Below are 26010 nucleotides of genomic sequence, written 5' to 3' on the forward strand. Positions count from 1 at the left end.
GCTGCCGGTCCTACAGAATCAACCTCACCTGGGCGTCGGCTGATACTATGATCTGCGTCACAAACGAGCAATCTGCAGTGCACACACCCAGGGGGCGCACCGATGGACAGCCTGAATTCGCTGGTGCTGGCGGGCATCGGCATCGTCATGCTGCTGGGCGGGTACTTCCTGTACTCGCGATTCCTGGCCCGCCGGGTCTACGCGCTCAGCGCGGACTTCAAGACCCCGGCCCACACCCAGCGCGACGGCGTGGACTTCGTCCCCACCAACAAATACGTCCTCTGGGGACACCATTTCACCTCAGTCGCCGGGGCCGCCCCCATCGTCGGACCAGCGGTCGCAGTCATCTGGGGCTGGCTCCCTGCCTTCCTCTGGGTCACCATCGGCACCGTCTTCATCGCCGGCATGCACGACCTCGGAGCCCTGTGGGCCTCGCAGCGGAACAGAGGCCAGTCCATCGGCACCCTGTCGGGGCGCTACATCGGCCCCCGCGGACGCAACCTCTTCATCGTCGTGGTGTTCCTGCTCCTTCTGATGGTGATCTGCGCCTTCGCCGTCGTGATCTCCGACCTGCTGGTCGCCCAGCCCACCGCGGTGATTCCCGTCTGGGGCGCGCTCGCCGTCGCCCTGATCATCGGTCAGATGATCTACCGCTTCAGGTGGAACCTCGCCATGGTCACCGTCGTCGGCGTCGTCGCGCTGTACGGGCTGATCCTGGTGGGCAACCAGGTCCCGGTGAGCCTGCCCGAGTCCGTTCTCGGTCTGAACCCCAACGGGCAGTGGATCATCCTGCTCTTCGTCTACGCCGCAGTCGCGTCCCTGCTGCCCGTCTGGGTGCTCCTGCAGCCGCGCGACTACATCAACGGGGTCCAGCTCTTCATCGGACTGGGCATCCTCTACGGTGCGGTGCTCATCGCGACCCCCACCATCGTGGCTCCCGCCATCAACACCAGCACCCCTGACGGCACTCCCAGCCTGGTCCCGCTGCTGTTCGTCACCATCGCGTGCGGCGCCATCTCCGGCTTCCACGGCACCGTCGCCTCCGGCACCACCTCCAAGCAGCTGGACAAGGAGACCGATGCGCGGTTCGTCGGCTACTTCGGCGCAGTGGGCGAAGGGCTGCTGGCCCTGGGTGCGATCATCGCCACCACCGCAGGCTTCCAGACGCTCGCCCAGTGGGAGGACGTCTACAGCAGCTTCAACGATGCACCGGTCGCCAACTTCGTCTCCGGGGCGGCGCGATCGTCAACGCAAGCCTCGGCCTTCCTGAGTCTCTCTCGGCCACCATTCTGGCCACAATGGCCGTGCTGTTCGCCGCCACCACCATGGATACGGGCATCCGCCTGCTGAGGTTCGTCGTCCAGGAGATCGGCGAGATCGGCAACGTCCGCATCAACATCTACGCAGCGACTGCCATCGCCGTCGGCGCGGCCGCAGCCCTCACCTTCTCGCAGGGCGCGGACGGGTCCGGCGGCATGCTCATCTGGCCGCTCTTCGGCACGACGAACCAGCTCCTGGCCGCACTGACCATGGGCATCATCACCGTCATGCTCATTCGTCGCCGCCGTCCCTTCCTGCCTGTCCTCATCCCCATGGGCTTCGTGCTGTGCATGAGTCTCTTCGCCGCAGCCGTGCAGCTGGGAGACTTCTACGCCGACGGCAACTGGCTGCTCTTCGTGCTCGACGCCATCATCCTGGTGGTAAGCACGTGGGTGCTGGTGGAGTCCGTCATCGCCATGGTCGCAGCGCGGAAGAACCCCGACGGCGACGACGCTGACCTCGCTGCAGTAAGCCACCGGCACGACCCGTTCGACGACGTGAACAGCTGCTGCTGACAGCGCGTCCCCGGCCAGGCGCTGTAGGGTCGGCCACTGTGGATGGACTCGAACGCGACCCGAGAGGCACGCCTGCCACGGAGCGCCTGAACTACAGCAGCTACCGCCTGAGCCGGGCGCTCGACCGCTTCACGGAGAACCTGGCGCTCGCCCACGGCGTCACGCTCTCCCAGTTCCTGGTCATGCAGGTCCTGGCGGAGGGGCTGCCGGTCTCCAACGCGCAGCTGGCGCGTCGGACATTCGTCAGCGCCCAGGCGGCGCATTCGGTGCTCGAAGAGCTGCTGAAGGCCGATCTGGTCGCCCGGAGCAGCCACCCCCAGAACCGGAGGGTGCGCCTGGTGCGGCTCACCGAAGCTGGCTGGACCCTCATCAGCCGCTGCTACGCGGAGCTCGAGGAGCTGGAGAGCAGGCTGACGGAGCGGCTCGATGCGGGCGCGCCCCTGGTGGACATCGTCCACACGGCAGCCGAGGCGCTGGTTTACGGCTACTTCGGCGACGACGAGGCCGAAGCCGAAGCCGTGGCGCAGCGGGCCGTGACCAACCGCCCTCGCCATGTGCCCTCCCGCCTGGCTGCGGCGCGCCTGCGTCAGACGAAGCGTCGCGCATCCGAAGCCGGGGCGATCCGGAGCACTCCTGAGAGTAAGCCTCAGAGCCGCTCTTCGATGAACTCAGCAATCCTCTCCGGGATGCGCGCCGCACCGCTGGAGCGCTGATCAGCGTTGTTAGCCCTGATCTCGAGCACGGGTATGCCGCAGTCCTCCAAGGCCTCCGTGATGAATCCGCTGCCCGGAGTGTCGTCCGCGACGAGGTGGACGACCCCGTCGACGCCGTGCGTCTGCGCCTCCTTGACATACCACTGCGAGGACCACGGCGGCACATAGAGAAGGTCAGTGAGTCCGACGAATCGCCCTGCCAGTGCGCGCAGCGGATCCTCTCCGTATCTGGCATAGCCGTCGGCGGCGATCGCCAGGTACATCGACCAGACGAAGACCGCACCGTGGGTGTCGTGAAATCGGGTGTAGAGGTCCATGTCGGACCACAGGCCCCGTCCGATCCACATGAGGCGGCGGCGCTCGCCCGGACACACGGCTGCTGAGCGGGACACCCTGTCCCGGACCTCCTCGTAGAGGCTGCGGGCTGCCTCGACCGCCCATTCGGTGCCGCGGTGCCACTGCGGGATCATGACGGTAAGCATCGTGTCGCGCACGAGCACCGGGGACGGGCGCGTCCGGGCGAGGAGATCTCGGGTGCGCCTGTTCCACTCGGCCTGAGCGTTGGCGCGGTCCATGATGGCGCTGAGGACGGTGCGGTCGAGCCGGCGGCCGGTGCGCTCCTCCAGCCACGCGATCAGCTCCTCCATCTCGGCCTGAAGAAGGTCGATCCGATCGCTGCCGAATGCGGTCTCCCACTGCTCGGGCACCAGCTCCCACCAGTCGGTAAGCAGAGGGTCCGCGCCGGTGCGTGAGAGCAGAAACGTCTCCGTGCCCTCCCGGCTGCCCCACTGCTCGAAGATCTTCTGCGTCACGTCGCCGCTGCGCTCGGCGACGGCGAAAGCAGGCATGGGCAGCCCGCCCCACGGGCGCTCAGCCTCCGGCAGCAGCTGCTCACCCAGGGGCAGCGCGTCGTACTGGACGCTGAAGTCGGGCAGCCCCTGCTCATCGAGCGCGGCCAGCGCACCGGGACCGGCGCCCTTCGCCGCGATGATCGAGGACCACCATTGGGTCACCACATAGGGGATGTCCAGCGCGCGGAAGATCTCGTGCGGCGCATCGGCGTTCACGATAGCGATGGGCTCCCCGGCCGCCGCCCGGTCCTGAACCTCGCGGAACCACTGCTTCTGGTACGCCGTGGCGGAGACGGCGCTCTGAAGTCGATCGATGCTCACGGGGTGACTGCCTCTCGGGCTCAGGGAGCTCCCGGACGGCTGACACTGCCGCCGAGAGACCGTCGTGCGGGCGGATGCGCGTGCGTGCGGCGAGGGGCACAGACGTCGCCCGCAGAGCCGCACTCTGCGGCTGCAGGTCCCAGGCAGGCGCGTCGTCGTGCTCGCGAACCAGTGCCAGGACACCATCGCAGCGCATATCGCTGACCCGTCGGGCCAGATGCTCGGCGCGCTCGCCGCTGAGGGACCGTGCGGCCAGGGGCGGGCGCATCGCATGCCTCTCCGCCAGCCCTCGGAACACATCCTCCGGCGCCTCCTCGAAGACGGCGACGCCCATCCACGCCGCGTCCCCTGAGTCATGGTCCTCACCGACGATCAGCGCGCCCTCAGCCTCGACGGCCTGATAGAGCGTCTCGTCGGGGTGGGAGCTTCCGGTCATGAAGACGCGGCGCGCCGGGGCCCTTTCCGGGGAGCGCGCCGCATCCACCAGTCGCTCTCCCTCCGCGGGCGCTGTCCGGTTACCGCCCGGTATGCCTGCAGGGCCTGGGCTCCGGAGCACTGGTAAGCCAGGCGGCGTCGGCGGAGCCTGTCCAGAGCCTCGCCGAGGCGGTGCTCCTCCTCAGCCGCCTGCAGGGACGATGATGCGTCCATCGGGCGTCCCGCGGCTCCGGCGAACGCGGCGAGCCGGGCGAACTGCTTCGCGGCGAAGGCCGTGTGGTGAGGGGCTGTGCCGCGCGGAGCGTCGAGCAGATGCACAGGAAAGGTCAGCCTCCCCGCTGGGCGAGGATCCGGGCGACGTAGAAGAGGCGAAGATTCGCCATCGAGTCGTTGCACACGACCAGGCTTAGCCAATCCGGCGGCCTCCTCGGAGAGCAGGTGATCGAGCACCCGCATGCTCACCGCATCCGCGGCGCCCAGCAGCTCCTGCGACTCCTCGGACGCCTCCGCCTGCCACGAGCCGACGATCCGCTGCGGAAGAGTCTGCGAAGCGAGCAGGATGTGGCGCGGCGCGTCCGCGCCCACCACGCCGATGACGGGCTGCTCCGCCCCTTGCGTCTCCGAGGCCGCGTCGGTCATAGGACGCCGTCCTCCCCGAGGCTGGCGATGGTCTCCTGCGTGTAGCCGAGGTCGCTGAGTATCGACGCGGTGTGCTGACCCAGGTGGGGGCGGTGGGCTGAAGCTGGGCCGCGCTCGAGGAGTAGCGGAACGGCATCCCGGAGCCGAGCAGCCCGTCGAAATGGCCGAATTCAGGGTGCTCCAGGGGCACGACCTCGCGCCGCTCGGTCACCTGGGGGTCGCGGACGGCCTCCGCGGTGGTGCGCACCGGCGCGGCTTAGCGCCCCTCCCGGTCCAGAGCGCCCAGAGCGGCCTCGAGGGTCTGCTCCGCGGCCCACCCTGCGATGAGGCCGTGCAGACGCTTGGAGTTGGTCACGCGGGCGTCCCGGGTTCCGAAGTCCTCGGACTCGAGGAGGTCGGGGCGGCCGATCGCCCGGAGCACGCCCGCGGCGAACTGATCGGTGGGCGCACAGATGGCGAACCACCCGTCGACGGCTTCGAACGTGCCGAAGGGCGCGAGCCGGGGACGTAGGCCCCGGTGCGCAGCGGGAAGCCGACCGACTCCAGCGCATCGAAGGGCTCGCAGGCGACCAACGAGGTCAGGGCCCCGAGCATGGACACGTCGACGTGCTGGCCCTCGCCTGTGCGCTCCGCGTGGAGGACCGCGCCCAAGGTTCCGATCACTGCTGAGAGCGGAGCGACGAGGTCGCCCACGGGGAGGCCGAACCGCACCGGCGGATCGTCCGGCTCCCCTGCGGTGGTCATGATGCCGGACAGGGCCTGGACGATGGTGTCCATGGCCTTGCGGTCCCCGCTGTCCGATCCTGCGCCGAATCCGCTGATGGAGGTGTAGACGAGCCTCTCGTTGACGGTGCGGACGCTGGCATAGTCGATGCCCAGGCGCTTGGTGACCCCGGCGCTGTAGTTCTCCACGAGGATGTCCGCGTCCCTGATCACATCCATGAGCACGGCACGGCTCTCAGGGTGCTTGAGGTTCAGCGTCATCGACTCCTTGCCGCGTCCGCGCAGCATCATCGACACGGACATATCCTCGGGCGAGGTGCGCTGGGCGCTCAGGCCCTCCGCCGAGATGTAGGGCGAATTGTTGCGCGAGGAGTCCCCTCCTCGCACCGGGTTCTCGACCTTGATGACGCGGGCGCCCAGTCCCGACAGAAGCAGCGTCGCGTACGGCCCGGCCAGGGCGGTGGTGAGGTCGACGACAGTCTTTCCGTGCAATGGCCCCTTGTTCATGCGTTTCCTTCCAGTGTCACGTGCAGACGGTCTGCGTCCCAGCCGAATCCGGTTCGCAGCCCGGCTTCCTGGGAGATGCTGATGATGTAGTCCCCGATGTCCTGGCCGCGTCCGGAGCGGGTCTCCGGGCGCGGCCTGCACTGCTCGTCGATCCAGCAGGGGATGAGCTGTGCGCCGGTGAGCCCGTCGTCGCCGAAGCGCAGCTCTGCCACGGCGGTGCGTCTGCTCTGCGGGTGGAACGGGTACTCGGGCATCCGCGGGTCGGGGTCGAAGCCGAATAGGCGGCGCCGCTCCCGTGCCCAGCTTCGGCGCTCAGGCGTCTGATCGGCGTCGCCGCTGAGCGCCGTCGTGACGGTGGCGAAGTTCCCCAGACCGTGGAAGATGGGGCGGCCGCGGTAGACCTCCACCCCTTCATGATGTGCGCGTGGTGGGACAGCACGGCGGCAGCACCAGCGTCGATGGCAGCGTGCGCCACCTCGTACTCGTAGTCGGCGATCTGCGCGGGCTGGTGCACCAGTCCCTTGTGGAGCGAGACGACGACGTCGGTGCCCAGGCCTGCGTGATCGGCGATGCGGTCGGCGAAGGCGCGCAGGGAGCGGGGCTCAGCGAACGTGTAGACCCTCGGAGGCCCTCCGGGGTTGGCGCCCCGGGGCTCGTAGTGCGTGACGATCTCGACGTAGGCGCACCCTGGCTTGGAGGTGCTTAGGCGTGGGACTCTCGCGGGCCGACGCAGTTCACGCTGAGCACCAGCAGCCTCCGCCTGCCGAGCTGCTGAACGGTAACTCCCATGCCTGCTCAAGATCCATGCCTACCCCGGCTGTGAGCATGCCTCGGTCCCGGCAGTGCCCGCGGGTGTCTGCGATGCCCTGCGCCCCGAAGTCGAACACGTGGTTTCCGGCGAGAGTGAGGACGCTGAAGCCCGCATCGGCGACCGCATCCAAAGCCTGCGGAGGGGCTTAGGCTGAGCGGCGACGTCGGAGGACATGACGGTCGACGCGTCGGTGTGGGGCACCTCGAGGTGGCCGATGACCGCATCGGCCTGCAGCAGGAGCGGGCGCGCCTCGCCCAGCAGCTCCGCGGGATCGTCGCGCTCCAGGACGAGATCACCGGTCGCCATGACGGTGCTCATGCGCTCGCCCGGCTGGACTGGTGGCTGCTGCGGGCGAGGAACGTGCGGAGCTCCTCGGACTGGGGATCCTCGAAGAACTCCTGCGACGGCCGGTCCTCGACGATCCTTCCGTCGGCCATGAAGATGCAGCGGTCCGAGACTTGACGCGCGAACTCCAGCTCATGGGTCACCACCATCATCGTGCGTCCCGAGACCGCCAGGTCCTGCATGGTGCGGAGCACCTCGTCCACCAGCTCCGGGTCGAGTGCGCTGGTCGGCTCGTCGAACAGCAGGACGCGTGGTTCGACGGCCACTGCCCGTGCGATCGCCACGCGCTGCTGCTGTCCCCGGAGAGCTGACGCGGGTAGGCGTGAGTCTTGTCGGACAGGCCCACGCGTTCGAGGAGCTCGAGGCCGCGCTTAACGCGCATCGGCCCTGGAGAGGCCGTGGGCGACCATCGGCGCCTCCGTGACGTTTCTGAGCACCGTCCAATGGGGGAAGAGGTTGAACTGCTGGAACACCATGCTCATCCGGCGACGCTGGATGCGGCGTGCTGAGTCGCTCAGAGTGCGCAGTCCGCTGCTGGTGCGCTCGTAGCCCAGCAGCTCACCGTCGAGGTAGATGGCTCCGGAGTCGATCTCCTCCAGCTGGTCGACGCATCGGACCAGGGTCGATTTGCCGGATCCGGAGCGGCCGAGGATGGCGACGACTTCACGCTCATAGACGGTCAGGTCGACGTTGTCCAGGGCGGTCAGCTCGCCGAAGTGCTTGCTCATCGATCGCACGTCGACGACGGGGGCGGCGTCAGGGCTGCTTTTCACGTGTCTTGCCTCGCGTTCTCGAACGGTGATGTGCGGGACGGTTCGTTCCGCGCCCGAAGTGGGCCTCGACTCGCCGCTGGACCAGGGTGAGGAGCGTGACGATGACCAGATACCAGATGACGGCCACGATCAGCATCGGAACCACGTCGTAGGTGCGGTTGTAGATGGTCTGGACGGCGTTGAGCAGATCGCCCATCGCGATGACGCTGACCAGGGAGGTCCCCTTCAGCAGGGCGATCACCTGTGACCCCGAGGGCGGGATGATCACGCGCATGGCCTGCGGTAGCACGATGGTGCTGAAGGTGTGCCATCTGCCGAAGCCCATGGCTGATGCGGCGTCGTGCTGGCCGTGGTCCACCGAGAGGAGCCCTGCGCGGATGATCTCGGCCATGTAGGCCGACTGGTGGAGCGAGAGCCCGATGATGGCGGCCGTCAGCGGCGTGATCAGCGAGTTGGTGGACCATCCTGCAATCTCCGGCCCGAAGGGGACGCCGATGGAGATGCGGGGCAGCAGGTAGGCGAGGTTGAACCAGAAGATCAGCTGGACCAGCGGCGGGACTCCGCGGAAGAAGCCGACGAACACCAGGCAGGCGAGTCGGTAGGGCCAGAAGTCGCTGAGCTGACCCGCTGCGAGCACTGTGCCCAGCAGGGTTCCCAGCGTCATGCAGACCGCGGTCAGCACCAGCGTCATCATGAGTAAGCCAGCACCGTGGGGGCGAAGAGGAACTCTGCGACCACGGGCCACTCGAACCGCTCGTTCGTGATGAGGAAGGCGGCCACCCCGAGGGTGATCAGGCCCAGCAGCGCCGATCCCACGATGCGCAGGGGCATCACGCGGGGGCGGGCGTTCGCGGCGTCCGGCTCCTCAGCGACCTGGTCGTGGCGGAGGTGCGGCTGTGCGCTGACGGCCGTCATGAGTCATCGTCCGACATGGGGTTCAGGGACGGCTCGTCGACGGAGGCGTCCTGCAGGTTCCAGTCCTCCATGACCCGCTCGTACTCACCGTTCTCGAAGATGGCCTGGAACGCCTCATACATGGGCTCGGCCAGGTCGTTGTCCCGTGGGAGGAACATGGCCAGCAGGTCTGTGCTTACTCCCTGCTCGTCCGACTGTGCGATGTAGCCGTACTCGTCAGGGCTCTGGCCCTGGATGTCCAGGGCTGCAGCCTGGGTGGTGCCCGCGTAGTCGGCGCGGTCGGAGTTCAGGGCCAGGATGGTCGAGTTGGTGTCCTCGAGGCCGATGAACTCGGGGCGTCCAGGCCGTTCTCCGAGCACCACTCCGTGTAGAGCTCCAGCTGACTCTCGGTGACGGAGCCTGTCACCCCGGCGACGCGTGCGCCGCACAGAGCCTCGGGGTCCTCCCGATCGTCGGCGGCCTCCTCCAGGTAGAGGTAGGACGTGCGGGTCGTCATCCATACGATGGCGTCGAAGTCCTCCTCGCGCTCGGGAGTGGTCCGAACGGGGCCGTTGAATGCGTGGTACCGACCGGAGAGCATGCCCGAGAGCATCGCGTCGAGGCCCGAGGTGGTCTGGACGTCGAACGGCACGCCGAGCTGCTCCGAGAGCACCTCCTGCAGATCCGGGTCGATGCCGGTGATCGTCCCGTCGTCGGCGATGGTGCGGTACGGGGGTGGGTGTCTGCGGCGATGGTGATGCTGCTTAAGCGTCTCTGATCTCCTGGGGCAGCTCGTCGTAGAGGGGCGCGTCCTCGTTGGCCTCTCCCTGGTCTGCGGGCGAGTCCGAGTCGGTCTCCTCTCCGCCGTCAGCGCATGCCGTCATTGCCAGCGCTGCGGAGAGGAAGAGGGCCGACGTGGCCGGGATGCCGATTCTCATAACAGCCTCCTGAATTTGTGATCCCCATCACATTTGATGAGTGGACGAAGAATATCATGCAGATTGATAACTGTCCCGGGTCGGATGCCGAAGGGCTGCGGTGCGCTCTGCCGCATGCTGCGCGCTGCGACTCAGGATGAGGAGGTGTGAGGGTCTGACTCTATCCGGTCACGAGGGTACCGGAAGCATGTCAAAAATGTGCTGGAGCGTCAGTAAGTGAAATACAAGTGCTCGTTGGCGGACTGCTTCGCCATGGCACCTGCATCGGCAACTCTGTGACTGCTGACGAACGTCATGTGCGCCCGTGAATGGCGCTCCACGGCGTTGTGGACCATGGAGCTCGCCAGCGGCTCGAGCTGGGCGTAGAGCGTCGAGAAGAGCTCGGCGGCCTCCTGGCGCGGCCAGGGCTGGGGAGCAGTCCCAGGGGCAGGCTCGGGTCTGCACGCGGAAAGCACCGCCACACGTTGATGAGCTCTGTGCGCATGACCAGCGCCTCGGCTGCGGTGACCTTCCCTCCGACACGCGCTGCAGGGCCTGCCCAGCCTCATCCAGGAATCGGGCGTACTGATCCTGCAGGGTCGGAATGGACCAGGCGTCAGTGGGCTGCCCGTAGGTGAGCCCCGCGCTGTAGGCGGTCGCCTCGAAGACGGTGGCGGAGCTGATCTCCTGCGACTTCAGCAGCGCATCGACCTGCTCCCGGGCGGCCTGCGGGCTGACCCAGACGCCGTCATAGAGCGGCGCGAAGCCCATCCAGCGCAGTCCCTTGTGCAGGCGCAGGCGCCGTGTGCGCATGCCCTCGGGCACGGAGAACATCAGGCAGGTCCAGATGAAGGGGTCGGGCTCCTTCTCCGCGCCGAAGCGGGCGATGGCGCTGAATCCGGAGACGAGCCTGCGGCGCGACCCTGGGGCGATGCTGTAGAACGTGCGGCGGCCCTCTTTGAAGGATTCGAGGCGGCCCTGTCGGCACAGCTTACTCAGCAGCGTCCGTGTTCCGCTGGGCGGCACATCGAACTCCTCCAGCAGGTCCACCAAGGCCCCTGAGGGCGCGGACGCCCCTGGAGTGATCCAGTAGTCGGCCATGAGGGTGACCAGCAGCTGGCGAGGCCTGGGGCCCTCGGCCATCTCGGCGCGCAGCCCTTCGAGAAACCTCTTCTGCACAGCTACCTCATCGTCAGTATCAGCGGGATATTCCAGGGTCCGAGGATACTCGGGCGCCCTCTGCGCCCGGTCCTCCCCGGTGCGCCCGCTGCTGCCGATGGTCTGCTCCGCGACTTTCATGGGAGCAACAATAATCGTCAATCCCTTGACGCGCGACAAAAAGTTGACAACAATGATCGACGAAATGTGATCCAGATCTCATCTGGTTCCGGACAGTTCGGACAGGCGGAGGTTTCAGTGGAGCCTGCAGTACAGATCGATCGGCTGACCAAAGAGTTCACCCGCAGGGACGGCACTCTGGTCAAAGCGATCGATGACGCGGACCTTGTGGTGGAGCCCGGCGAATTCGTCGTGCTCCTGGGTCCCAGCGGATGCGGCAAGACCACGCTGCTGCGCACCATCGCAGGACTGGAGACTCCGGACCGGGGCCAGATCCGAGTCAGCGGCAAGACCGTCTTCTCCAGCGATGAGCGTGTGCTCGTCACGCCTTCGCAGCGCAATCTCAGCATGATGTTCCAGTCGTACGCGCTCTGGCCTCACATGACGGTGCGCAACAACGTGCGCTATCCCTTGGAGAACCGACGCGCTTAAGCAAGATGTCTCGCAGCCAGATGCAGGAGAAGGTAGAAGACTCCTTGGCCACAGTCGGCATCTCGGACCTGATCGATCAGTACCCCGGGCAGCTCAGCGGCGGCCAGCAGCAGCGCACAGCCCTGGCCCGTGCCCTGGTGGACGGCTCGCGGGTGGTGCTCTTCGACGAGCCCCTCTCCAACGTCGACGCACAGGTCCGCGAGCAGCTGCGCATCGAACTGCTCGCCACGCAGCGTCGTCTCGGCTTCACCGCGATCTTCGTGACGCACGACCAGGCCGAAGCGATGGAGCTTGCCACCCGCATCGCCGTGCTGGACCAGGAAAGGTCCAGCAGTTCGGCACGCCGGAGGAGATCTACCGCAGCCCCGCGACCGAATATGTCGCCACCTTCATCGGCTCGACGAACCGGATGGCCGGTGCGTGGGATTCCTCGGCGGGGTGTTCCGCACGTCGCATGGGCCGATCCGAGTGGGGACGGCTTAGCCCACGCCGAAGCAGGCCAACCTGCTGTGGCGGCCTGAGGACGGCGGCCTCTCCCAGGAGGACCCAGGCACGACGAATGCGATCAGCGGCACGGTGCAGGCCATGCTCTTCATGGGGTCGCACACGGAGTACATCGTGCAGTGCGGCGAGGACCGGATGCGCATCTGGAGCAGCTAACCCACGTCGCTCTCCGTCGACGATCACGTGTGGATCACTCTGGATCCCGAGTGCGTCATGGTCTTCGAGGACTCCTCGGACAGCCGCCCCTCGGATGAGGCTGGGAGCACCGAGTCCGCAGCAGGGCGCTCCGCAGAGGTCGTCTCATGAAGACCATCACGCCGCTGGTCAGGCCCGGGTCCTCACTCAGGAGCCGCCACTCATCGCTGGACATCGTTGCCCTGCTGATCGCCCTGACGCTCATCGCCATTGTGTGCGTGCCGCTGATTCAGGTCGTGGTGGGGATGGTCTGGAAGGACGGAGGCTTCTCCCTCGAGGCCTTTGAGCGCACACTGGCCATTCCGGACCTCGGATCGCTGGTCTTCAACACGCTGGTCGTCGTGGTCGTCTCCAGCGCATGCGCGGTGGTGATCGGCTTCCTCCTCGCCTGGGCGAACCAGAGAACGGACGCGCGGCTGGGGATCCTCAACGACATCCTTCCCTATCTGCCCTTCCTCCTGCCCCCGGTGGCGGGCGCCGTGGGATGGACCATGCTGCTCTCACCGCGCGCAGGGCTGCTCAACGCCTGGATCCGCGACGCGCTGTCGCTCGTCGGCATCCATATGGAGTCAGGCCCCTTCGACATCAACTCCTGGTACGGCCTCATCATGGTCTACACCATCTACGCCGTGCCCTATGTCTATATGAATGTGGCGGCAGCCCTCGCGTCGTTCGACTCGAGCCTCGAGGAGGCATCGCGCCTCAGCGGGGCAAGCTATCTGCGCACCCTGCGGAAGGTGACGCTGCCGACGCTCGCCCCGTCGGTCGGGGTAGGCTTCCTGCTCTGCACCTGGTTCGGGTTCGGCATGTTCTCCATCGCCGCGATCATCGGAACCCCGCGCAGATCGACGTCATCGCCGTGCGGATCGTGAACCTGCTGACCTTCAGCTATCCGCCGGATGAGGACCTTGCCCTGGGACTCAGCGCCATCGTCATGGTCTTCGTGGGCATCTCCTACTACGTCCAGTTCCGCATTCTTCGCTCCGCACGCTTCGGCAGCATAGGCGGAAAGGGCGGCTAAGCACGGCATCATCAAGCTGGGCCCCTGGAAGCCCGTGGTCCGCGGCCTGGTGCTGCTCTATGTGCTGGTGTCGACCATCCTTCCCATGGCTAAGCCTCTTCATCGTCGCGCTCAACGGCTACTGGACGCCCAACGTGGACTGGTCGGGGCTGAGCTTCGAAGCGTTCGCCACCACGCTGGTGAGGGACCCCAGCACCCGGGAAGCGTTCATGAACAGCATGGGACTGGGCATCGTCGGCGGCTTCATCGGCATCATGGCTGCCGCACTCGTGTCCCTCTACGTGCAGCGCCGACGAACCCTCCTGGCCCAGGGAATCGATGTGGCGATCAAGATGCCGGCGTCCATCTCCAACATGGTCATCGCCGTCGGCATCCTGCTGCTGCTGGGCCGGGAGCCGTTCAACCTCGGCGGAACCTGGATCATCCTCCTGATCGGGTACCTGGCGCTCTACCTGCCGCAGGCCTCGATCGCCTCGGATGCGTCCGTGGCAGTGGTGGGCAAGGAGCTGGGAGAGGCGTCCACCGTATCTGGCGCCAAGGACTGGAAGACGTTCTTCCGGGTCTACGCCCCACTGATGCTGCCGGGCCTCGTCGGGGGCTGGGCGCTGCTCTTCATCCGCATCGTGGGGACCTGACCGCCTCGGCGATTCTCTCCGGCACGGAGAACGTGGTGCTCGGCTTCCGCATCCTCGAGGTGTTCAACGGCGGCTCGTACGCCGAACTTGCTGCCCTTTCGTCCACCCTCGTCCTGATCACGGGAACAGTGCTGTTCTTCGTGATCGTCATCTCAAAGCGCTTCGGCGTATCGAAAACCCAATAGTCCTCGCACGCTCTATGAAGGGAACAACTGTGAAAACACCACGCATCGCCATCCCCACGATTTCAGTCGCCGCCCTGGTCCTCACCGGATGCGGCGGAGGAGACGCCGACGAGGCCGAGGCCGCCGACCAGGGCGGAGGAGACCACAGCGAAGAGGTCCAGGCGCTCGTCGATGAGGCCCAGGACGCAGGGGCGGTCACCTTCTACAGCATGATCGACGAGTCCGCGCTGCGGACCATCGCCGAAGAGTTCACCGAAGAGTACGGCGTGGAGGTCCGGCCGGTCCGGCTGGTGACCGGAGACCTCACCCAGCGGTACTCCGCCGAGGCCGACTCGGGCTCCGCTGTGGCAGACCTGATCCTGATGACGCAGTCCCCTTCTTCGCCGAGGCGCTCGAGAATGAGTGGCTGACCCCGTCGACGAGCTCGACATGCCCGAGATGGCCGACGAGCTCCCGGAGGAGTTCTGGGACGATGAGGAGCCACTCCCATCGCCTCGCTGATCCCCACCGACGCGGTGATCAACACTGAGGAGGTCAGTGCGCCTCTGGAGCAGTGGGAGGACTACGCGGACCCCGAGTTCGCCGGAAGCCTGCTTCTGGCCGAACCTGACTCCTCGCCCGCGAACGCCTCCTTCTGGGGGCTGATGCGTCAGGAGTTCGGCGACGAGTTCCTCGAGGGGTCGCTGACAACGACCCCACGTGGTTGGACAGCGCCGTGCCGGTCACCCAGGCCGTGGCAGCGGGCGAAGGCCAGATCGGCCACCCCGGAGTCAGCGCCATCGTCAACAACCTCATCGAGCAGGGCGCTCCGGTGGAGATCGTCGAAATGTCGCCCACCACCGGACCTGAGGCTGCGATCGGCATCTCCAACGACTCCCCAACCAGGCAGGGGCGCAGCTTCTGGCCGCATACCTGATGGGCGAGGAGGGCAGCACGCTGCTCAACGATGTCACCGACGCGATCTCTCCCTACGACGACGAAGGCATGGACCGGTTCACCCGGACCAGCGAGATCGAGGATCCTGACACGGACGAGATCAACTCCTGCTGGGGCTGAACTGATGGATCACCAGACCGCACTCGACGTAAGCCGGGACCGGCACGACTTCGACCCCCAGGCCCCGGAGACCTTCGACAGCGCACACCGGGATCTCGGCGAGGTGCGTTCGCGGTGTCCGGTGGCCCGCAGCCAGGCCTTCGGCGGCTTCTGGGCGATGCTCGGCTACGACGAGCTTCTGGAGGTCATCACCGACATCTCCCGGTTCACCACGACCAAGCAGAATGCTGTGCCGGCCTTCTCGTTCACCGGTGTGAGGCCTCCGCTGCATCTGGATCCCCGGAGCATATGGCCTACAGGCGTGTCATCAACCGGTTCTTCACTCCGCCCAAGATGCGGGCGATGGAGCCGAAGGTCCGGGAATGCTCCACCCAGCTGCTCACGCCGCTCATCGAGAAGGGCGACGCCGATGTGGCCACCGAGTACGCCCAGAAGCTGCCCGCCCACGTCTTCGCCGAATTCTTCAACCTGTCGGTGGAGACCAGCAGCGAGATCAAGAGTGTGAGCGGCGAATATGTCGACGCGATCCAGGTGCTGGACCACGACACGGTCAAGCGTCTGAGCAAGAGGCTCTACGAGATCGCTCAGGACATCATCGACGCGCGCTCGCAGGGGATTCGACCCGAGGAGGATCTGACGGCGGGCCTCCTGGACGCTGAGTACAACGGTGCTCCGCTGCCCGCCCCGATGGTGCTCGGCTGCGTGCGGCAGCTGATCGTCACCGGCATGGTGGCCCCCTCGGTGTTCATCGGCAACATGTTCGTCCACCTCTCCCGGGACCCGGAGCTGCAGGATGAGCTCCGGGCCTCGCCGGAGAAGATCCCGGCGGCGGTGGAGGAGTTCCTGCGCCTGTACAGCCCCTATCGGGGCATGGCCCGCACCGCGCGGGAGGACACGGAGGTCGGTGGGCAGACGATCCGTCAGGACGACCCCATCGCCCTGGTGTACACCGCGGCCAACCGAGACCCACGCGTCTTCGAGAATCCCGATGAGTTCGTGCTCGAGCGGGAGAACATCGCCGACCACATCAGCTTCGGACGCGGAACGCACAGCTGCCCGGGTGCCCCCTGGCGCGGATCATGCTGCGCGTCACCCTCGAGGAGGCGCTGTCCCGCTCGGAGTTCTCCCTGACGGGGAACCCTGGGATGGCGATGTGGGCCGAGTGGGGCACCAACTCCGTCCCCTGGAGTTCATCTCGCTCTGACCCTCCCGCATTCGACGCTCACGAGCCTTCACAGAAGAGAGGCAACGATGGCACGCACTGTTCCGGCAGACTTCACCCTCGGCACCGACGACCCGGCGGCTGCCCATGAGGTGTACGACAGGCTGCGCAGCGGCTGTCCGGTGGCCTACACCGCAGATCAGGGAGGGTATTGGGCCCTGACCCGGCACGAGGACATCCGACGGGCAGCCGCCGACTCCGAGACGTACATCTCCTCGGTCAAGGCCGTGGTTCCCAGCGACCCGCGGGGCATACGCCGTCCTCCTCTGAACTTCGACGCGCCTCGGCACACTCCGTTCCGGCGAGCGCTGAGCCGGACCCTGTCGGCCCAGCGGGTGGAGTCGCTCCTGGGGAGCTGCGCCCCATCGCCGAGGATCTCCTCGCAGCCTTCGTGCAGGAGGGCGGGGCAGCATCACCAAGTCCTTCGGCACCTCCCTGCCTGCTCAGGCCGCCTGCCTCTGGCTCGGGCTGGAGGAGGAGAGGAGCAGCTGGCTTGCCGAGACGGCCACGCTCTGGGTCGATGCGTGGCGGCGGCAGAGCGGCGAGGAGGTGACCCAGCACAGCGAGCAGATGTACGAGGTGGCCCGCTGGCTGGTGGAGGATCGGCGTCAGCATCCCCGGGATCCCCACACTGATCCGGCATCCTCGCTGCTCCATGAGCGGTACGAGGGCGAGCCCTTGGCCGAGGATCTCGTCGTCGGGGCTCTGCGGCAGTCGCTGGTGGTCGGGATGGTGGCGCCGCCGCTGCTCATCGGTTCGATGGTGGTGCACCTGCTCGAGTCCCCGGAGCTTGCGGAGCAGCTGAGGGCTCAGCCGCAGCGGCGCGCAGCGGCGCTGGAGGAGTTCATCCGTCTGTACTCGCCGTACCGGGGCTTCGCGCGCACCGTGAGTGAGCCGATCACGCTCCGCGGCAGGCGGATTGAGCCGGGGAGCCGGTGACGATGACCTACGCGGCAGCCAACAGGGACCCTGCCGTGTTCGAGGATCCGCACGAGTTCAAGCTGGACCGGCCGAACGCTGCGGCGCATCTCGGCTTCGGCCGCGGTAAGCACCAGTGCGTGGGCATGCATCTGGCCCGCGGTGTCCTCAGCATCGCCTTGGATGTCCTCCTGGACGCCGACGCGGAGCTGCGGCTCGAGGCCTCGCCGGAGCCCACCCGCATGCCGGAGCTGGGGTACCAGGAGGTGCGCGTCTCCGTGCATTCGCGGTGAGGCGCCGACGCCCTCGCCGTGCGCATCCAATAGCACACAGCTGGTCACACCTGAACATATGACGGCATGTGAACTTTGGTGAACTCTGATTGGCTCTCTCCTTGATCTCCTCCATAGTGTTGTTCAGAAAGGTTTGAACATATAAGTGCCGTCCCCTCATGGGCTAAGCAGCAGACCATCGGGGAGAGGGCCTTCATGAGCACAGAGAGCAGCACCACGCCGAAGAGCACGTCCGGCGGCTCCGGACTGAAGACGGGAATCGCCGTCGTCGCCGCAGCAGCGCTCGCCGGCACCGGCGGATACCTGGTGGCCAACAGCGGCGATGACGCCGGATCGCAGTCGCAGACCGCCCAGGGGTCCTCCGATGCCGAGGCCGCTGAGACGGTGGCCGTCGCCGACGTCGCCGGTGAGAGCCGCGGCTTCGACGACGTGCACACCGACGAGCCGCTGGTCTCGACGGACTGGCTGGCCGAACGGCTGGACGAGGGCGACCTCGACGAACAGGGCATCGTGCTCCTGGACGTCTCCGAGGAGCTCGCCTCCTCAGAGCTGACCCCTACTCCGAGGCGCACATCCCCAGGCCCAGTCCGTGAACTGGTCGAGCGAGTTCACCCAGGCCAATACGCGAGAGTTCATCTCCGAAAGCGAGTTCACCGAGCTGGCACAGAGCTTGGGCATCGACGACGACTCCACCGTGGTCATCTACGGCGACAGCAACAACTGGTTCGCCGCCTACGCAGCGTGGGTCTTCAACCTCTACGGAGCCGAGGACGTCCGGCTGCTCGACGGCGGTCTTCACAAATGGGAGGCCTATGACGGCCGCGAGCTCTCCGAGGAGAAGCCCTCAGTGGAGGCGGGGTCCTTCGAGGCGCAGCCGCAGAACCACGACATCCGCGCGCTGCAGCCCGAAGTCCTCGAGGTGGCCGAGACCAATGCGGAGGCCGACGGTGAGAACGCCGGGGACTACAACCTGGTCGACATCCGAAGCGCCGAGGAGTACACCGGCGAGATTGGGGTTGACCCAGAAATCTTCGAGGGGAGGGCGCCTCCATCTGGGGGCACATTCCCGGAGCGGTGAACGTGACGTGGTCTGCGATCGTCGACGAGGAGACCGGAGAGTTCCTGCCTGAGGACGAGATCCGAGAGATCTACGCCGACGCCGGAGTCGACTTCGACAAAGACATCATCACGTACTGCAGGATCGGAGAGCGTGCGTCCCACACCTGGTACGCGCTGAGCCAGATCCTCGGTGAGGACGTGCAGGTCTACGACGGCTCATGGTCCGAGTGGGGCAACAGCGTGGGACTGCCTGTGTCCAACACCAGCGGCGAGCGCGGCGGCGTATGGGGAGGATCCTGAGGCCTCTGCTTAAGCGCTCAGGCGCGGCACGGCTGTGAGGGGACATGATGACGACTGAGACTCCGAGCATGACGGTTGAGGTCAGGGCCGATCGGGCACTGGGCTGGACCAGGGCCGACACGGTGCGCACAGCGGTGGCAGCCGTCGTGGCGGCTCTGCTCCTGGGAACCGCCTGGTACCTGCACTCCACATCCGGCGAGGGGCTCGGCGGCTCGAACGCGGCTCTGATGCTGCTGGTGGGCGCCGGGCTGGGCATCCTGTTCGAGAGGGGTCGCTACTGCTTCTTCTGCATCTTCCGGGACCTGTTCGAGAAGGGGATTCGCGGGGATGTACGCCATCCTCGTCTCGATCGCGGTCGGGATGATCGGGTACGCGATCATCTTCTCCACCCGGGTGCCCGATCCGCAGTCGAGCACGGTGCCGACTGACGCGCACATCGCCCCGGTCTCGCTGGCACTGGTGATCGCCGGGGTCGCGTTCGGGGTCGGCATGGTGATCTCCGGGGCTGCATCGCAGGCCACCTCTACCGCCTCCCGGAGGGGCATCTGCGCTCGATCCCGGCCCTGGCGGGTGTGATCCTCGGCTTCGCTTAGCGGCTTCCTCTCCTGGGACTTCATGTACTCAGGCTTCATCCTCGGGGCCCCAGCCCCATGGCTGCCCATGCGGGGGCTACGTGGTGGCCGTGCTGCTGCAGCTGGGGGTCCTGGCCGGTCTGGGCGTGTGGCTGCTGAAGTGGAACCCGCCGGTGCTGGGCCGGGGACGCGGACGGTGGATGCGCAGGAGGTTCGCCGTCTGGTGTTCTTCAAGCGCTGGCCCGCTTTGGCCACTGGCGCCGGAGTGGGCCTGCTGGCCGTGGTGGCCTACTACAAGGATCAGCCGCTGGGAGTCACTCAGCAGATCTCGTCCTCCGCACGGACCGGGATGACGGAGGCCGGGCTGCTGGATTCCTTCATGCCGGGCCTCGATGAGCGTCTCGCCGGGTGTGTGGCCATGGTGGTGGATACGATCACCACCAACGGGTGGCTGATCGTCGGCATCATGCTCGCATCCCTGGCCGCTGCGCTGCCGGGTCGGCGGGCTCGCATCGAGCGTGCCACCGGCTTCAGCTCTGCGACGGCGCTCTTCGGCGGTGTGCTGCTCGGATGGGGCGCGATGATCGGTCTGGGGTGCACCATCGGGGTGCTCCTCTCCGGGACGCAGGCCATGGCCCTGTCCGGGTGGGTGTTCGGCGCCGCCGTCCTCGTCGCGGCAGGGATTGCCTTCCGGGCGGGACTGCACCGCTGGTCAGCGCCCGGGGCCTACCCGGGAGGACCTGTCAGCTGAGGACGGAGCGCAGAACCTGCGCCAACCCATCCTCGTGGACGCTGCCGGTGACCTCATCGGCGGCGTCCTTCACCTCGTCGATCGCCTGGCCCATCGCCACGCCGCGGTGAGCCCACTGCAGCATCTCCACATCGTTGAGCCCGTCCCCGACGGCCACGGTCGCCTCCCGCGGGGCACCGATCCGCGCTCGCAGGCCCTCCAGGGAGGATGCCTTGGTCACGCCCTGCGCCGCCACGTCCAACCATGCGGACCATCCGACCGAGTAGGTCACGCCCTGCAGTCCGATGCCGCGGACGGCGTCGGCGAAATCGTGGGCGGTGGAGTCCTCGGAGTTCACCACCAGCCGGACCGCCTGGGTGCGCTTCATCTCTTTGAAGCTTGTGGGCTCGGCGACCAGCCCGAAGCTCCGGTCCTCGAACCGTTCGGTGGCCACGAAGTGGCTTACCGCGTCCTCGATGGCGAACCGTGCCGTCGGCAGCTGCCCTGCGAGGGTTTCGAGCGCCTCAGCGGGGTCGAAGACCTGTCGGTCGATGACCTCGTAGTTGTCCTCCAGGGCCGTGTCGATGCGGAGGGTCACGCCGCCGTTGGAGCACACCGCGAAGCCGTGCGTGATGCCGAACGCCTCGATGATGGGCAGGGTGGCCAGCAGGGACCGCCCGGTGGAGATCACCACGGTGTGCCCCGCAGCCACCGCGGCGCGCCCGGACTCGCGCACAGCGTCGGTCATGTGCCCGTCGTGATCGACGATGGTGCCGTCCACGTCCAGGCACAGCATGCTGGTGCCCTCGACGAACTCGAAGGTGCCGCCTTCGCCCGCAGCAGGAACGGAGAAGTCGGCCGGGCGGGTGGGGTCGGACAGTTCGGTCGGTCTCATAGGGACTAATCTATCCGGGGAGAACACGTGGTTCCTCACGCTGGATGCTGACGGCCCAGCGGAGGAGGCCCCAGATCAGAGGAGCTTCACATGTCGAGGACGGCGAAGACGGTCACCATCACGTCCGGCGAGTACACCGCAGAGATCGCCCTGCGGGGCGGGCAGCTTCTGACGCTGACCAGCGGCCATGACAGTCTGGTGGTCCCGGCGCAGGCCGCCGAGGGCGCCTTCCCGGGGCGGTGCTGGCCCCGTGGCCCAACCGGGTCGCAGGCGCGAAGTATCTGCACGAGGGGCAGAAGATGCACCTGAGCATCACCGAGCCGGAGACGGGCTCGGCCATCCACGGGCTGCTCACCGACGTGCGGTTCGACATCCTGCTGCGCCGGGCCTCCGAGGTGCACCTGCAGGGCTTCATCCCGCCTGCCGAGGGGTACCCGTTCCCGCTCGAGGTGGTTATCATCTACCGGGTGGGCGCGGCGTTCGGCATGGCGGTGACGCTGATGGCCCGCTATGTGCCGCAGGAGGGCGATGAGCGCTCGCTCGCCGCGGCACCCTTCGGAGTCGGCTTCCATCCTTACCTGACAGTAGGCGAGGCGCCCCTGAAGGAATGCCGTCTGCGGCTGCTTAAGCCCGCACGGTGGCTCAGACCAAGCCCTCGGGCAAAGTGGTGGACAAGCTCCCGGTGTCCGGGGATCTGGACCTCACCGGCGGGCCGCTGCTCACCGGTAAGCGCATCGATCACGCCTACACGGATCTTCCGAAGGAGGGGTGGACGGCGGAGCTCACCCATGGGCCCTCGGGCCTCGGCGTCCGCATGATCTCCGACACCCCTTGGGCTCAGGTGTACACCGGGGACCGCATCGGTCGGGCCGGTGTGGCCGTGGAGCCGATGAGCTGCCCTCCCAACGCGTTCAACAGCGGGGAGGATCTTGCGTTCCTCTCACCTGGTGAGTGGTCCAGGACCGGCTGCTCCATCGAGGCGATCCGCACCTGATCGGCGCTGACCCGGTGATCGGCCGCCTTCCCGTGAGCGCAGAGGCGTGACGCCGCCGCGCGTCAGCGCCGCCTGGGCCCGCGGGGCTGTCGTCGCTGCCCAGGGGATCCCCGCCCCGGGCGGCCCAGGCGAGCACCGCGACGCCGCTGAGGTGCTGCGAGAGCTCGGACTGATCCAGCTGGACCCGCTGACCCGGGTCTCCACCGCCCAGCGGCTGACCTGCCTGACCCGGCTGTCCGGCCATGCGCGTGCGGAGCAGGTGGACGCGGCGCTCTGGCCGGATCCGGCCGTTTATGGCCCTGCCTCCTTCGAAGCATTCACGAAGGTGGCGTGCGTCTTCCCGGTGCAGGACTGGCCGCTGCTGCGCCTGCGCAGGGAAGCGGTCCGAGCCCGTCACGGCCACAAGGTCGAGGCGGGAGTGCGCGATCGGATCCTGGAGCTGGTGGCCGAGCACCCGCAGGGCGTGGCCACCGGAACTGTTGAGAGCGAATTCGGGCCGGAGCGCACTGCCGGATGGCAGTGGTCTCAGGTGAAGAAGGCGACGGAGCTCATGGTGCGCATGGGGATCTGGTCATCACGGCGCGCCGAGGTGCGGTGCGGCTGTTCGATCTGCCGGAGCGGGCGCTGCCGCCCGGAGTGCGCGAGGCCGAGCAGCTGCCTGCCGATGAGCTCAGGGCCGGTTTGGCCCGCCGCGCCGCCGGCGCGCTGGGGTGATGACAGTCGCCGACTTCGCCCATCACTATCACGTCAGCCGGGCCGATGCTGGCCAGGGCGTGGAGGCGGCAGGCCTGCTGCCGGTTGCGGTCGAGGGCTGGAAGGATCTCGCATACGTGACGCCTGAGACGGTGGAGCGCGGCGCACCGGAGCCCGGTTTGGGTCCGGTCAGCCATGCGCGGCTGATCGGGCCCTTTGACCCTCTGCTGAGAGATCGGGGCCGGGCCCAGCGGATCTTCGGCTTCGACTACCGGTTCGAGGCGTATGTGCCCCGCGATCAGCGGATCTACGGCCACTACGTCATGGGGCTGCTCTCCGGGAACGAGCTGATCGGGCGAGCAGACGTCCGGCGCCGCGCCGGGGAGCTGGTGGTGGGTCAGACCTGGCACGAACCGGGTGTCCGGCGGCGCAGCGCAGAAGCTCGCAGCGCAGCTGCCGCCGCCACACTCGCCCGCCAGCTGGGCGTGCAGATGGTGCATCAGCCCAGCGAAGGCGGGATCGATGAGTGAGCGGAATCTTTGCCTGGCCGCGCCGCCTATGGAGCACGGGCCTGTGCGGCTGGAGCCGCTCGCCGCGGAGCACGCTGCGGACCTGGCAGAGGCGGTGGTGCCCGGTGAGCTGTGGCGCACCTGGTATGCCTCTGTTCCGGCGCCCGAAGCCGTGGGGAGGAGATCGAGCGGCGCCTGCAGAAGCAGGCCGAGGGCGACATAGCCGCGTGGGCGGTCGTCGAGCGTCGCACCGGCAGCGCGGTCGGGATGACCACCTATCTGAACTTTGACCTGGCTCATCGACGTCTGGAGATCGGCTCCACCTGGCTCGGTCAGAAGGTGCAGGGCACCGGCATCAACCCCGCGATGAAGCTGCTGCTTCTGCAGCGGGCGTTCGAGGAGCTGGGCTGCATTGCGGTGGAGTTCCGCACGCATTGGCACAATCACCAGTCCCGTGCGGCGATCGCCAGGCTCGGAGCCAAGCAGGACGGGGTGCTCCGCAACCACCGAATCCTGCCGGATGGGACGCTGCGGGACACCGTCGTCTTCTCGATCCTTGATTCGGAGTGGCCCGCGGTGAAAGTACCTCCACCATCGGCTCACCAGGCGCTGATCCCTCAGCTGATGCTGAAGGCGCGGCGAGCTCTGCCGCAGGTAAGAGGCCGGAGACCGCAGACAGGTGCGTTCCGCATATTACGTAATTACGTAAAACATGTATTATGTCGCCATGAGTCATGACGAGCGCATAGCTGCCCTGGAGCGGCGGGTGGCCGCACTGGAGGAGCAGCGGCATGCTCCGGTCGAGACTGAGGCCGGGTCGGGGCCGATGGCACCCTCTGGGCTCTGGACGGGCTGCGTTCCCGTCTCCCCGAACCGGGCGGGGTGCTCATGGTTTACTCCGTGCAGACGCCGAACGGGGCCAATGCGCGCTGGCAGATGGCCGCGCCTGCTGAGGCGTTCTTCGACTCGGACTTCGCGGAGCGCGCCGAAGCGCTCTCCGCTCTGGGGCATCCCGCACGTCTGCGGATCGTGCAGCGGCTCATGAGCGACGCGGACACGGTGCAGGATCTGGTGGGCACTGGCGAGTTCGGCACCAGCGGGCAGATCTACCACCACATCAAGCAGCTCACCGCCGCAGGATGGCTGCGCTCCGTCGGCGGCGGGCGGTACGAGGTGCCCGCCGCTCGCGTCGTCCCCTGCTGACCACTCTGCTGGCGGTCGACCGATGAGGCGGATGATCGCACGCCTGAGAAGGCTGTGGACCGCGCTGCTGATGGCTGCGCTTCTGAGCATCCTCGCCGACATGCTGGGGCTCATTAGCCCTCCCGGAGGACTCGTATGGGTCCTGGCCGTGATCGGGGCGATCGTGCTGCTCTCCGCCGCCATGGGGTGGCCCCGCGCGCGCCGGTGAAGGAGCCCGTCGAGGTGGCCGCCCCGGTGCGAGGACGATGGATTGCCGTGAACAGTCCGGGCCAGAAGATTCCGAGCCACGGCGGCGCACGGTCGCGGGGGCAGCTGAGCGCCGCGGACATCACACACCCGACCCACCATGAGCCCGACGAGAACCCTCCGCTGGTCCGGCGGGGCTGGCGGGGCAGCCGACCTGAGGAGTTCACGTGCTTCGGCGCGCCCATCCGTGCGATGGCCGACGGCACCGTGACGGAGACGGCGGACGGCCAGCGCGACCAGCGTGCGCGCAACACATGGCCGACTCTGCTGTGGATGATGACTGTCGAGGGGCGGTGCGCGAGCTGCTGTTCGGCTATCGGGGCATCTTCGGCAACCGGGTGGTGATCGCACACGACGACGGCACCTGCGCCGCCTACGCCCACCTCAAGAGGGGCTCCGTCACGGTGCGGCCGGGCCAGCGCGTCGCCCAGGGCGACCTGATCGGACGGCTCGGGAACACCGGCAACACGTCGATGCCGCACCTGCACGTGCAGCTGATGGACCATCCCGTCATCGATGCCGCAGCGGGCATCCCGATGCGCTGGACGAACATCGAGCTGGAGGACATCGACCCCCAATGGCAGAAGCACGCCAAGGCGCCTGAGAGGTCAGCCCTGGAAGGCATGCCGCGCGACGGTCAGATCTTCCGTGCGTTGTAGGCTGAACGCCGAGTCTTCAGACCCCACACCAAGGAGGAGCCGTGGCGACAGTCCGCGACGTGACCATCGAAATCCCTGCCGGATCCCGCGTGAAGTACGAGATCGACCATGAGACCCACCGCCTCCGCCTGGACCGGGTCCTCTTCACGTCCATGCAGTACCCCACGCACTACGGGTACTTCGACGACACCCTCGGCGAGGACGGCGACCCCCTCGACGCGCTCGTCTGCATCCCCGGCGTCGACCTGATCCCCGGCGTAGTCGTCGAGGCCCGCACCATCGGCATGCTGAACATGACCGACGACGGCGGAGGCGACGCCAAGCTCATATGCGTCCCGGACGACAAGCGCTTCGACAGCATCACCGAGCTCTCCGACCTCGACGAGCAGCTGCTCAAGGAGATCGAGCACTTCTTCACCCGCTACAAGGACCTCGAGCCGGGGAAGTGGGTCAAGATCGAAGGATGGGAAGGCCGTGAAGAGGCCGAAGCCGAGCTGCAGCGCAGCATCGAGCGCTACAAGGGCTGAGACGCCCCTGCTCCATGAGATGAGCCCGCACCCACCGGAAGGGGTGCGGGCTCATCCGCG

At 67.3% G+C, this 26010-nt stretch carries 44 protein-coding genes and 4 pseudogenes; 33 read left to right on the top strand and 15 right to left on the bottom strand.

Going from position 1 to position 26010, the window contains the following annotated elements; all coding sequences use genetic code 11:
- The first annotated feature begins 111 nt into the window (after positions 1–111).
- A pseudogene (locus K0H76_RS03440) lies at positions 112–1835 on the top strand (carbon starvation protein A).
- Positions 1836–1873: 38 nt separating this feature from the next.
- A complete protein-coding gene (locus K0H76_RS03445) occupies positions 1874–2548 on the top strand; it encodes a MarR family transcriptional regulator (RefSeq protein WP_258934467.1) in 675 nt (224 codons plus the stop codon).
- On the opposite strand, the gene K0H76_RS03450 is transcribed toward K0H76_RS03445, so the two are convergent.
- Positions 2482–3720 carry a 2-hydroxyacyl-CoA dehydratase family protein gene (locus tag K0H76_RS03450; RefSeq protein ID WP_258934468.1) on the bottom strand — a complete coding sequence of 413 codons (1239 nt, stop codon included), beginning with the start codon at positions 3718–3720 and terminating at the stop codon, positions 2482–2484. The two genes, K0H76_RS03445 and K0H76_RS03450, sit on opposite strands and share 67 nt — an antisense overlap.
- Before the next feature lie 157 nt (positions 3721–3877).
- Here K0H76_RS03450 and K0H76_RS03455 point away from each other — a divergent pair, with 157 nt between their 5' ends.
- Complete coding sequence (locus tag K0H76_RS03455) at positions 3878–4072, top strand: hypothetical protein (protein ID WP_258934469.1); 195 nt, start codon at positions 3878–3880, stop codon at positions 4070–4072.
- Positions 4073–4152: 80 nt separating this feature from the next.
- Here K0H76_RS03455 and K0H76_RS03460 read toward each other — a convergent pair whose 3' ends face one another.
- From K0H76_RS03460 to K0H76_RS03475, 4 genes and pseudogenes are all read right to left on the bottom strand, one after another.
- A complete protein-coding gene (locus tag K0H76_RS03460; protein WP_258934470.1) occupies positions 4153–4794 on the bottom strand; it encodes a hypothetical protein in 642 nt (213 codons plus the stop codon).
- A 256-nt stretch (positions 4795–5050) separates the two neighbouring features.
- A complete protein-coding gene (locus K0H76_RS03465) occupies positions 5051–5248 on the bottom strand; it encodes a CoA transferase (RefSeq protein ID WP_258935321.1) in 198 nt (65 codons plus the stop codon).
- 98 nt (positions 5249–5346) lie between these two features.
- Positions 5347–6024: pseudogene (locus tag K0H76_RS03470) on the bottom strand (CoA transferase); the annotation flags it as partial.
- Positions 6021–6431: a CapA family protein gene (locus tag K0H76_RS03475; protein ID WP_258934471.1), complete on the bottom strand. Its 411-nt coding sequence runs from the start codon at positions 6429–6431 to the stop codon at positions 6021–6023. The gene K0H76_RS03475 and the pseudogene K0H76_RS03470, both read right to left, overlap by 4 nt.
- 17 nt (positions 6432–6448) lie before the next feature.
- On the opposite strand from K0H76_RS03475, the gene K0H76_RS03480 reads away from it, so the two are divergent.
- Complete coding sequence (locus K0H76_RS03480; RefSeq protein WP_258934472.1) at positions 6449–6730, top strand: hypothetical protein; 282 nt, start codon at positions 6449–6451, stop codon at positions 6728–6730.
- A gap of 102 nt (positions 6731–6832) precedes the next feature.
- Here the strand turns inward: K0H76_RS03480 and K0H76_RS03485 are convergent, their stop codons facing one another.
- From K0H76_RS03485 to K0H76_RS03520, 8 genes and pseudogenes are all read right to left on the bottom strand, one after another.
- The gene (locus tag K0H76_RS03485) at positions 6833–7141 is read right to left on the bottom strand and encodes a hypothetical protein (protein WP_258934473.1); all 309 of its coding nucleotides are present in this window, start codon (positions 7139–7141) and stop codon (positions 6833–6835) included.
- Between the two features lie 8 nt (positions 7142–7149).
- A pseudogene (locus tag K0H76_RS03490) lies at positions 7150–7908 on the bottom strand (amino acid ABC transporter ATP-binding protein).
- 28 nt (positions 7909–7936) lie between these two features.
- On the bottom strand, positions 7937–8635 hold the full coding sequence (locus K0H76_RS03495) for an amino acid ABC transporter permease (protein WP_258934474.1): 699 nt from the start codon (positions 8633–8635) through the stop codon (positions 7937–7939).
- 8 nt (positions 8636–8643) lie between these two features.
- The gene (locus tag K0H76_RS03500) at positions 8644–8868 is read right to left on the bottom strand and encodes a hypothetical protein (RefSeq protein ID WP_258934475.1); all 225 of its coding nucleotides are present in this window, start codon (positions 8866–8868) and stop codon (positions 8644–8646) included.
- Positions 8865–9227, bottom strand: coding sequence for a transporter substrate-binding domain-containing protein (locus K0H76_RS03505; RefSeq protein WP_258934476.1), 363 nt, complete (start codon positions 9225–9227; stop codon positions 8865–8867). Before K0H76_RS03505 ends, K0H76_RS03500 begins: the two co-directional genes overlap by 4 nt.
- Positions 9155–9529, bottom strand: coding sequence for a transporter substrate-binding domain-containing protein (locus K0H76_RS03510; protein ID WP_258935322.1), 375 nt, complete (start codon positions 9527–9529; stop codon positions 9155–9157). The genes K0H76_RS03505 and K0H76_RS03510 overlap by 73 nt, the downstream gene beginning before the upstream one ends.
- 82 nt (positions 9530–9611) lie before the next feature.
- Entirely contained in the window at positions 9612–9785 is a 174-nt protein-coding gene (locus K0H76_RS03515) for a hypothetical protein (protein ID WP_258934477.1), read from the bottom strand.
- Positions 9786–9953: 168 nt separating this feature from the next.
- The gene (locus K0H76_RS03520; RefSeq protein WP_258934478.1) at positions 9954–11063 is read right to left on the bottom strand and encodes a hypothetical protein; all 1110 of its coding nucleotides are present in this window, start codon (positions 11061–11063) and stop codon (positions 9954–9956) included.
- Between the two features lie 117 nt (positions 11064–11180).
- Here K0H76_RS03520 and K0H76_RS03525 point away from each other — a divergent pair, with 117 nt between their 5' ends.
- The 13 genes from K0H76_RS03525 (at position 11181) to K0H76_RS03585 (ending at position 17563) form a co-directional block, all read left to right on the top strand.
- The gene (locus tag K0H76_RS03525; protein WP_258934479.1) at positions 11181–11534 is read left to right on the top strand and encodes an ATP-binding cassette domain-containing protein; all 354 of its coding nucleotides are present in this window, start codon (positions 11181–11183) and stop codon (positions 11532–11534) included.
- A 20-nt stretch (positions 11535–11554) separates the two neighbouring features.
- Positions 11555–12055 (top strand): ATP-binding cassette domain-containing protein, encoded by a 501-nt coding sequence (locus K0H76_RS03530; RefSeq protein WP_258934480.1) that lies wholly within the window; start codon positions 11555–11557, stop codon positions 12053–12055.
- Between the two features lie 166 nt (positions 12056–12221).
- Positions 12222–12344: a hypothetical protein gene (locus tag K0H76_RS03535; RefSeq protein ID WP_258934481.1), complete on the top strand. Its 123-nt coding sequence runs from the start codon at positions 12222–12224 to the stop codon at positions 12342–12344.
- Positions 12341–13105: an ABC transporter permease subunit gene (locus tag K0H76_RS03540; RefSeq protein WP_258934482.1), complete on the top strand. Its 765-nt coding sequence runs from the start codon at positions 12341–12343 to the stop codon at positions 13103–13105. Before K0H76_RS03535 ends, K0H76_RS03540 begins: the two co-directional genes overlap by 4 nt.
- A complete protein-coding gene (locus K0H76_RS03545; RefSeq protein ID WP_258934483.1) occupies positions 13093–13254 on the top strand; it encodes a hypothetical protein in 162 nt (53 codons plus the stop codon). The genes K0H76_RS03540 and K0H76_RS03545 overlap by 13 nt, the downstream gene beginning before the upstream one ends.
- A 134-nt stretch (positions 13255–13388) precedes the next feature.
- Entirely contained in the window at positions 13389–13889 is a 501-nt protein-coding gene (locus K0H76_RS03550; RefSeq protein ID WP_258934484.1) for an ABC transporter permease subunit, read from the top strand.
- 32 nt (positions 13890–13921) lie between these two features.
- Complete coding sequence (locus tag K0H76_RS03555; protein ID WP_258934485.1) at positions 13922–14074, top strand: hypothetical protein; 153 nt, start codon at positions 13922–13924, stop codon at positions 14072–14074.
- Positions 14075–14103: 29 nt separating this feature from the next.
- A complete protein-coding gene (locus K0H76_RS03560; protein ID WP_258934486.1) occupies positions 14104–14484 on the top strand; it encodes a hypothetical protein in 381 nt (126 codons plus the stop codon).
- Between the two features lie 293 nt (positions 14485–14777).
- Positions 14778–14990: a hypothetical protein gene (locus tag K0H76_RS03565; RefSeq protein WP_258934487.1), complete on the top strand. Its 213-nt coding sequence runs from the start codon at positions 14778–14780 to the stop codon at positions 14988–14990.
- Positions 14990–15130, top strand: coding sequence for a hypothetical protein (locus K0H76_RS03570; RefSeq protein WP_258934488.1), 141 nt, complete (start codon positions 14990–14992; stop codon positions 15128–15130). Before K0H76_RS03565 ends, K0H76_RS03570 begins: the two co-directional genes overlap by 1 nt.
- 288 nt (positions 15131–15418) lie before the next feature.
- Positions 15419–16261 carry a cytochrome P450 gene (locus K0H76_RS03575; RefSeq protein WP_258934489.1) on the top strand — a complete coding sequence of 281 codons (843 nt, stop codon included), beginning with the start codon at positions 15419–15421 and terminating at the stop codon, positions 16259–16261.
- A 640-nt stretch (positions 16262–16901) separates the two neighbouring features.
- Positions 16902–17291: a hypothetical protein gene (locus tag K0H76_RS03580; RefSeq protein ID WP_258934490.1), complete on the top strand. Its 390-nt coding sequence runs from the start codon at positions 16902–16904 to the stop codon at positions 17289–17291.
- A 2-nt stretch (positions 17292–17293) separates the two neighbouring features.
- Positions 17294–17563 (top strand): cytochrome P450, encoded by a 270-nt coding sequence (locus K0H76_RS03585; protein WP_258934491.1) that lies wholly within the window; start codon positions 17294–17296, stop codon positions 17561–17563.
- A 156-nt stretch (positions 17564–17719) separates the two neighbouring features.
- Here K0H76_RS03585 and K0H76_RS03590 read toward each other — a convergent pair whose 3' ends face one another.
- Positions 17720–17998 (bottom strand): hypothetical protein, encoded by a 279-nt coding sequence (locus tag K0H76_RS03590; RefSeq protein WP_258934492.1) that lies wholly within the window; start codon positions 17996–17998, stop codon positions 17720–17722.
- A 154-nt stretch (positions 17999–18152) separates the two neighbouring features.
- Here K0H76_RS03590 and K0H76_RS03595 point away from each other — a divergent pair, with 154 nt between their 5' ends.
- The 5 genes from K0H76_RS03595 to K0H76_RS03615 all read left to right on the top strand — a co-directional run bounded on the left by K0H76_RS03595 (position 18153) and on the right by K0H76_RS03615 (position 20245).
- Positions 18153–18641 (top strand): rhodanese-like domain-containing protein, encoded by a 489-nt coding sequence (locus K0H76_RS03595; RefSeq protein WP_258934493.1) that lies wholly within the window; start codon positions 18153–18155, stop codon positions 18639–18641.
- Positions 18642–18643: 2 nt separating this feature from the next.
- Entirely contained in the window at positions 18644–18922 is a 279-nt protein-coding gene (locus K0H76_RS03600) for a rhodanese-like domain-containing protein (protein WP_258934494.1), read from the top strand.
- A gap of 44 nt (positions 18923–18966) precedes the next feature.
- Positions 18967–19350: a hypothetical protein gene (locus tag K0H76_RS03605; RefSeq protein WP_258935521.1), complete on the top strand. Its 384-nt coding sequence runs from the start codon at positions 18967–18969 to the stop codon at positions 19348–19350.
- Positions 19250–19498 (top strand): YeeE/YedE family protein, encoded by a 249-nt coding sequence (locus K0H76_RS03610; protein WP_258934495.1) that lies wholly within the window; start codon positions 19250–19252, stop codon positions 19496–19498. Before K0H76_RS03605 ends, K0H76_RS03610 begins: the two co-directional genes overlap by 101 nt.
- A gap of 144 nt (positions 19499–19642) precedes the next feature.
- The gene (locus K0H76_RS03615) at positions 19643–20245 is read left to right on the top strand and encodes a YeeE/YedE family protein (RefSeq protein WP_258934496.1); all 603 of its coding nucleotides are present in this window, start codon (positions 19643–19645) and stop codon (positions 20243–20245) included.
- On the opposite strand, the gene K0H76_RS03620 is transcribed toward K0H76_RS03615, so the two are convergent.
- Positions 20238–21119: a Cof-type HAD-IIB family hydrolase gene (locus K0H76_RS03620; protein WP_258934497.1), complete on the bottom strand. Its 882-nt coding sequence runs from the start codon at positions 21117–21119 to the stop codon at positions 20238–20240. The two genes, K0H76_RS03615 and K0H76_RS03620, sit on opposite strands and share 8 nt — an antisense overlap.
- A gap of 90 nt (positions 21120–21209) precedes the next feature.
- Here K0H76_RS03620 and K0H76_RS03625 point away from each other — a divergent pair, with 90 nt between their 5' ends.
- The 11 genes and pseudogenes from K0H76_RS03625 to K0H76_RS03675 all read left to right on the top strand — a co-directional run bounded on the left by K0H76_RS03625 (position 21210) and on the right by K0H76_RS03675 (position 25950).
- On the top strand, positions 21210–21428 hold the full coding sequence (locus K0H76_RS03625; protein ID WP_258935522.1) for a hypothetical protein: 219 nt from the start codon (positions 21210–21212) through the stop codon (positions 21426–21428).
- On the top strand, positions 21359–21937 hold the full coding sequence (locus K0H76_RS03630) for a hypothetical protein (protein WP_258934498.1): 579 nt from the start codon (positions 21359–21361) through the stop codon (positions 21935–21937). The genes K0H76_RS03625 and K0H76_RS03630 overlap by 70 nt, the downstream gene beginning before the upstream one ends.
- Entirely contained in the window at positions 21853–22113 is a 261-nt protein-coding gene (locus K0H76_RS03635) for a hypothetical protein (protein WP_258935323.1), read from the top strand. The genes K0H76_RS03630 and K0H76_RS03635 overlap by 85 nt, the downstream gene beginning before the upstream one ends.
- Positions 22114–22632: 519 nt before the next feature.
- Positions 22633–22827, top strand: coding sequence for a hypothetical protein (locus K0H76_RS03640; RefSeq protein ID WP_258934499.1), 195 nt, complete (start codon positions 22633–22635; stop codon positions 22825–22827).
- A complete protein-coding gene (locus K0H76_RS03645; RefSeq protein WP_258934500.1) occupies positions 22827–23336 on the top strand; it encodes a winged helix DNA-binding domain-containing protein in 510 nt (169 codons plus the stop codon). Before K0H76_RS03640 ends, K0H76_RS03645 begins: the two co-directional genes overlap by 1 nt.
- Positions 23337–23364: 28 nt before the next feature.
- Positions 23365–23897 (top strand): annotated as a pseudogene (locus K0H76_RS03650) (GNAT family N-acetyltransferase); the annotation flags it as partial.
- Positions 23898–24203: 306 nt separating this feature from the next.
- Positions 24204–24518: a helix-turn-helix domain-containing protein gene (locus K0H76_RS03655; RefSeq protein WP_258934501.1), complete on the top strand. Its 315-nt coding sequence runs from the start codon at positions 24204–24206 to the stop codon at positions 24516–24518.
- Between the two features lie 31 nt (positions 24519–24549).
- The gene (locus K0H76_RS03660) at positions 24550–24726 is read left to right on the top strand and encodes a hypothetical protein (RefSeq protein WP_258934502.1); all 177 of its coding nucleotides are present in this window, start codon (positions 24550–24552) and stop codon (positions 24724–24726) included.
- Between the two features lie 14 nt (positions 24727–24740).
- Positions 24741–25109 (top strand): hypothetical protein, encoded by a 369-nt coding sequence (locus K0H76_RS03665; RefSeq protein WP_258934503.1) that lies wholly within the window; start codon positions 24741–24743, stop codon positions 25107–25109.
- A complete protein-coding gene (locus tag K0H76_RS03670) occupies positions 25103–25423 on the top strand; it encodes a M23 family metallopeptidase (protein WP_258934504.1) in 321 nt (106 codons plus the stop codon). Before K0H76_RS03665 ends, K0H76_RS03670 begins: the two co-directional genes overlap by 7 nt.
- Before the next feature lie 41 nt (positions 25424–25464).
- Entirely contained in the window at positions 25465–25950 is a 486-nt protein-coding gene (locus K0H76_RS03675; RefSeq protein WP_146340328.1) for an inorganic diphosphatase, read from the top strand.
- The last annotated feature ends 60 nt before the right edge of the window (positions 25951–26010 follow it).

The sequence above is a fragment of the Nesterenkonia pannonica genome (assembly GCF_019575955.1).
Taxonomy (GTDB): Bacteria; Actinomycetota; Actinomycetes; order Actinomycetales; family Micrococcaceae; genus Nesterenkonia; species Nesterenkonia pannonica.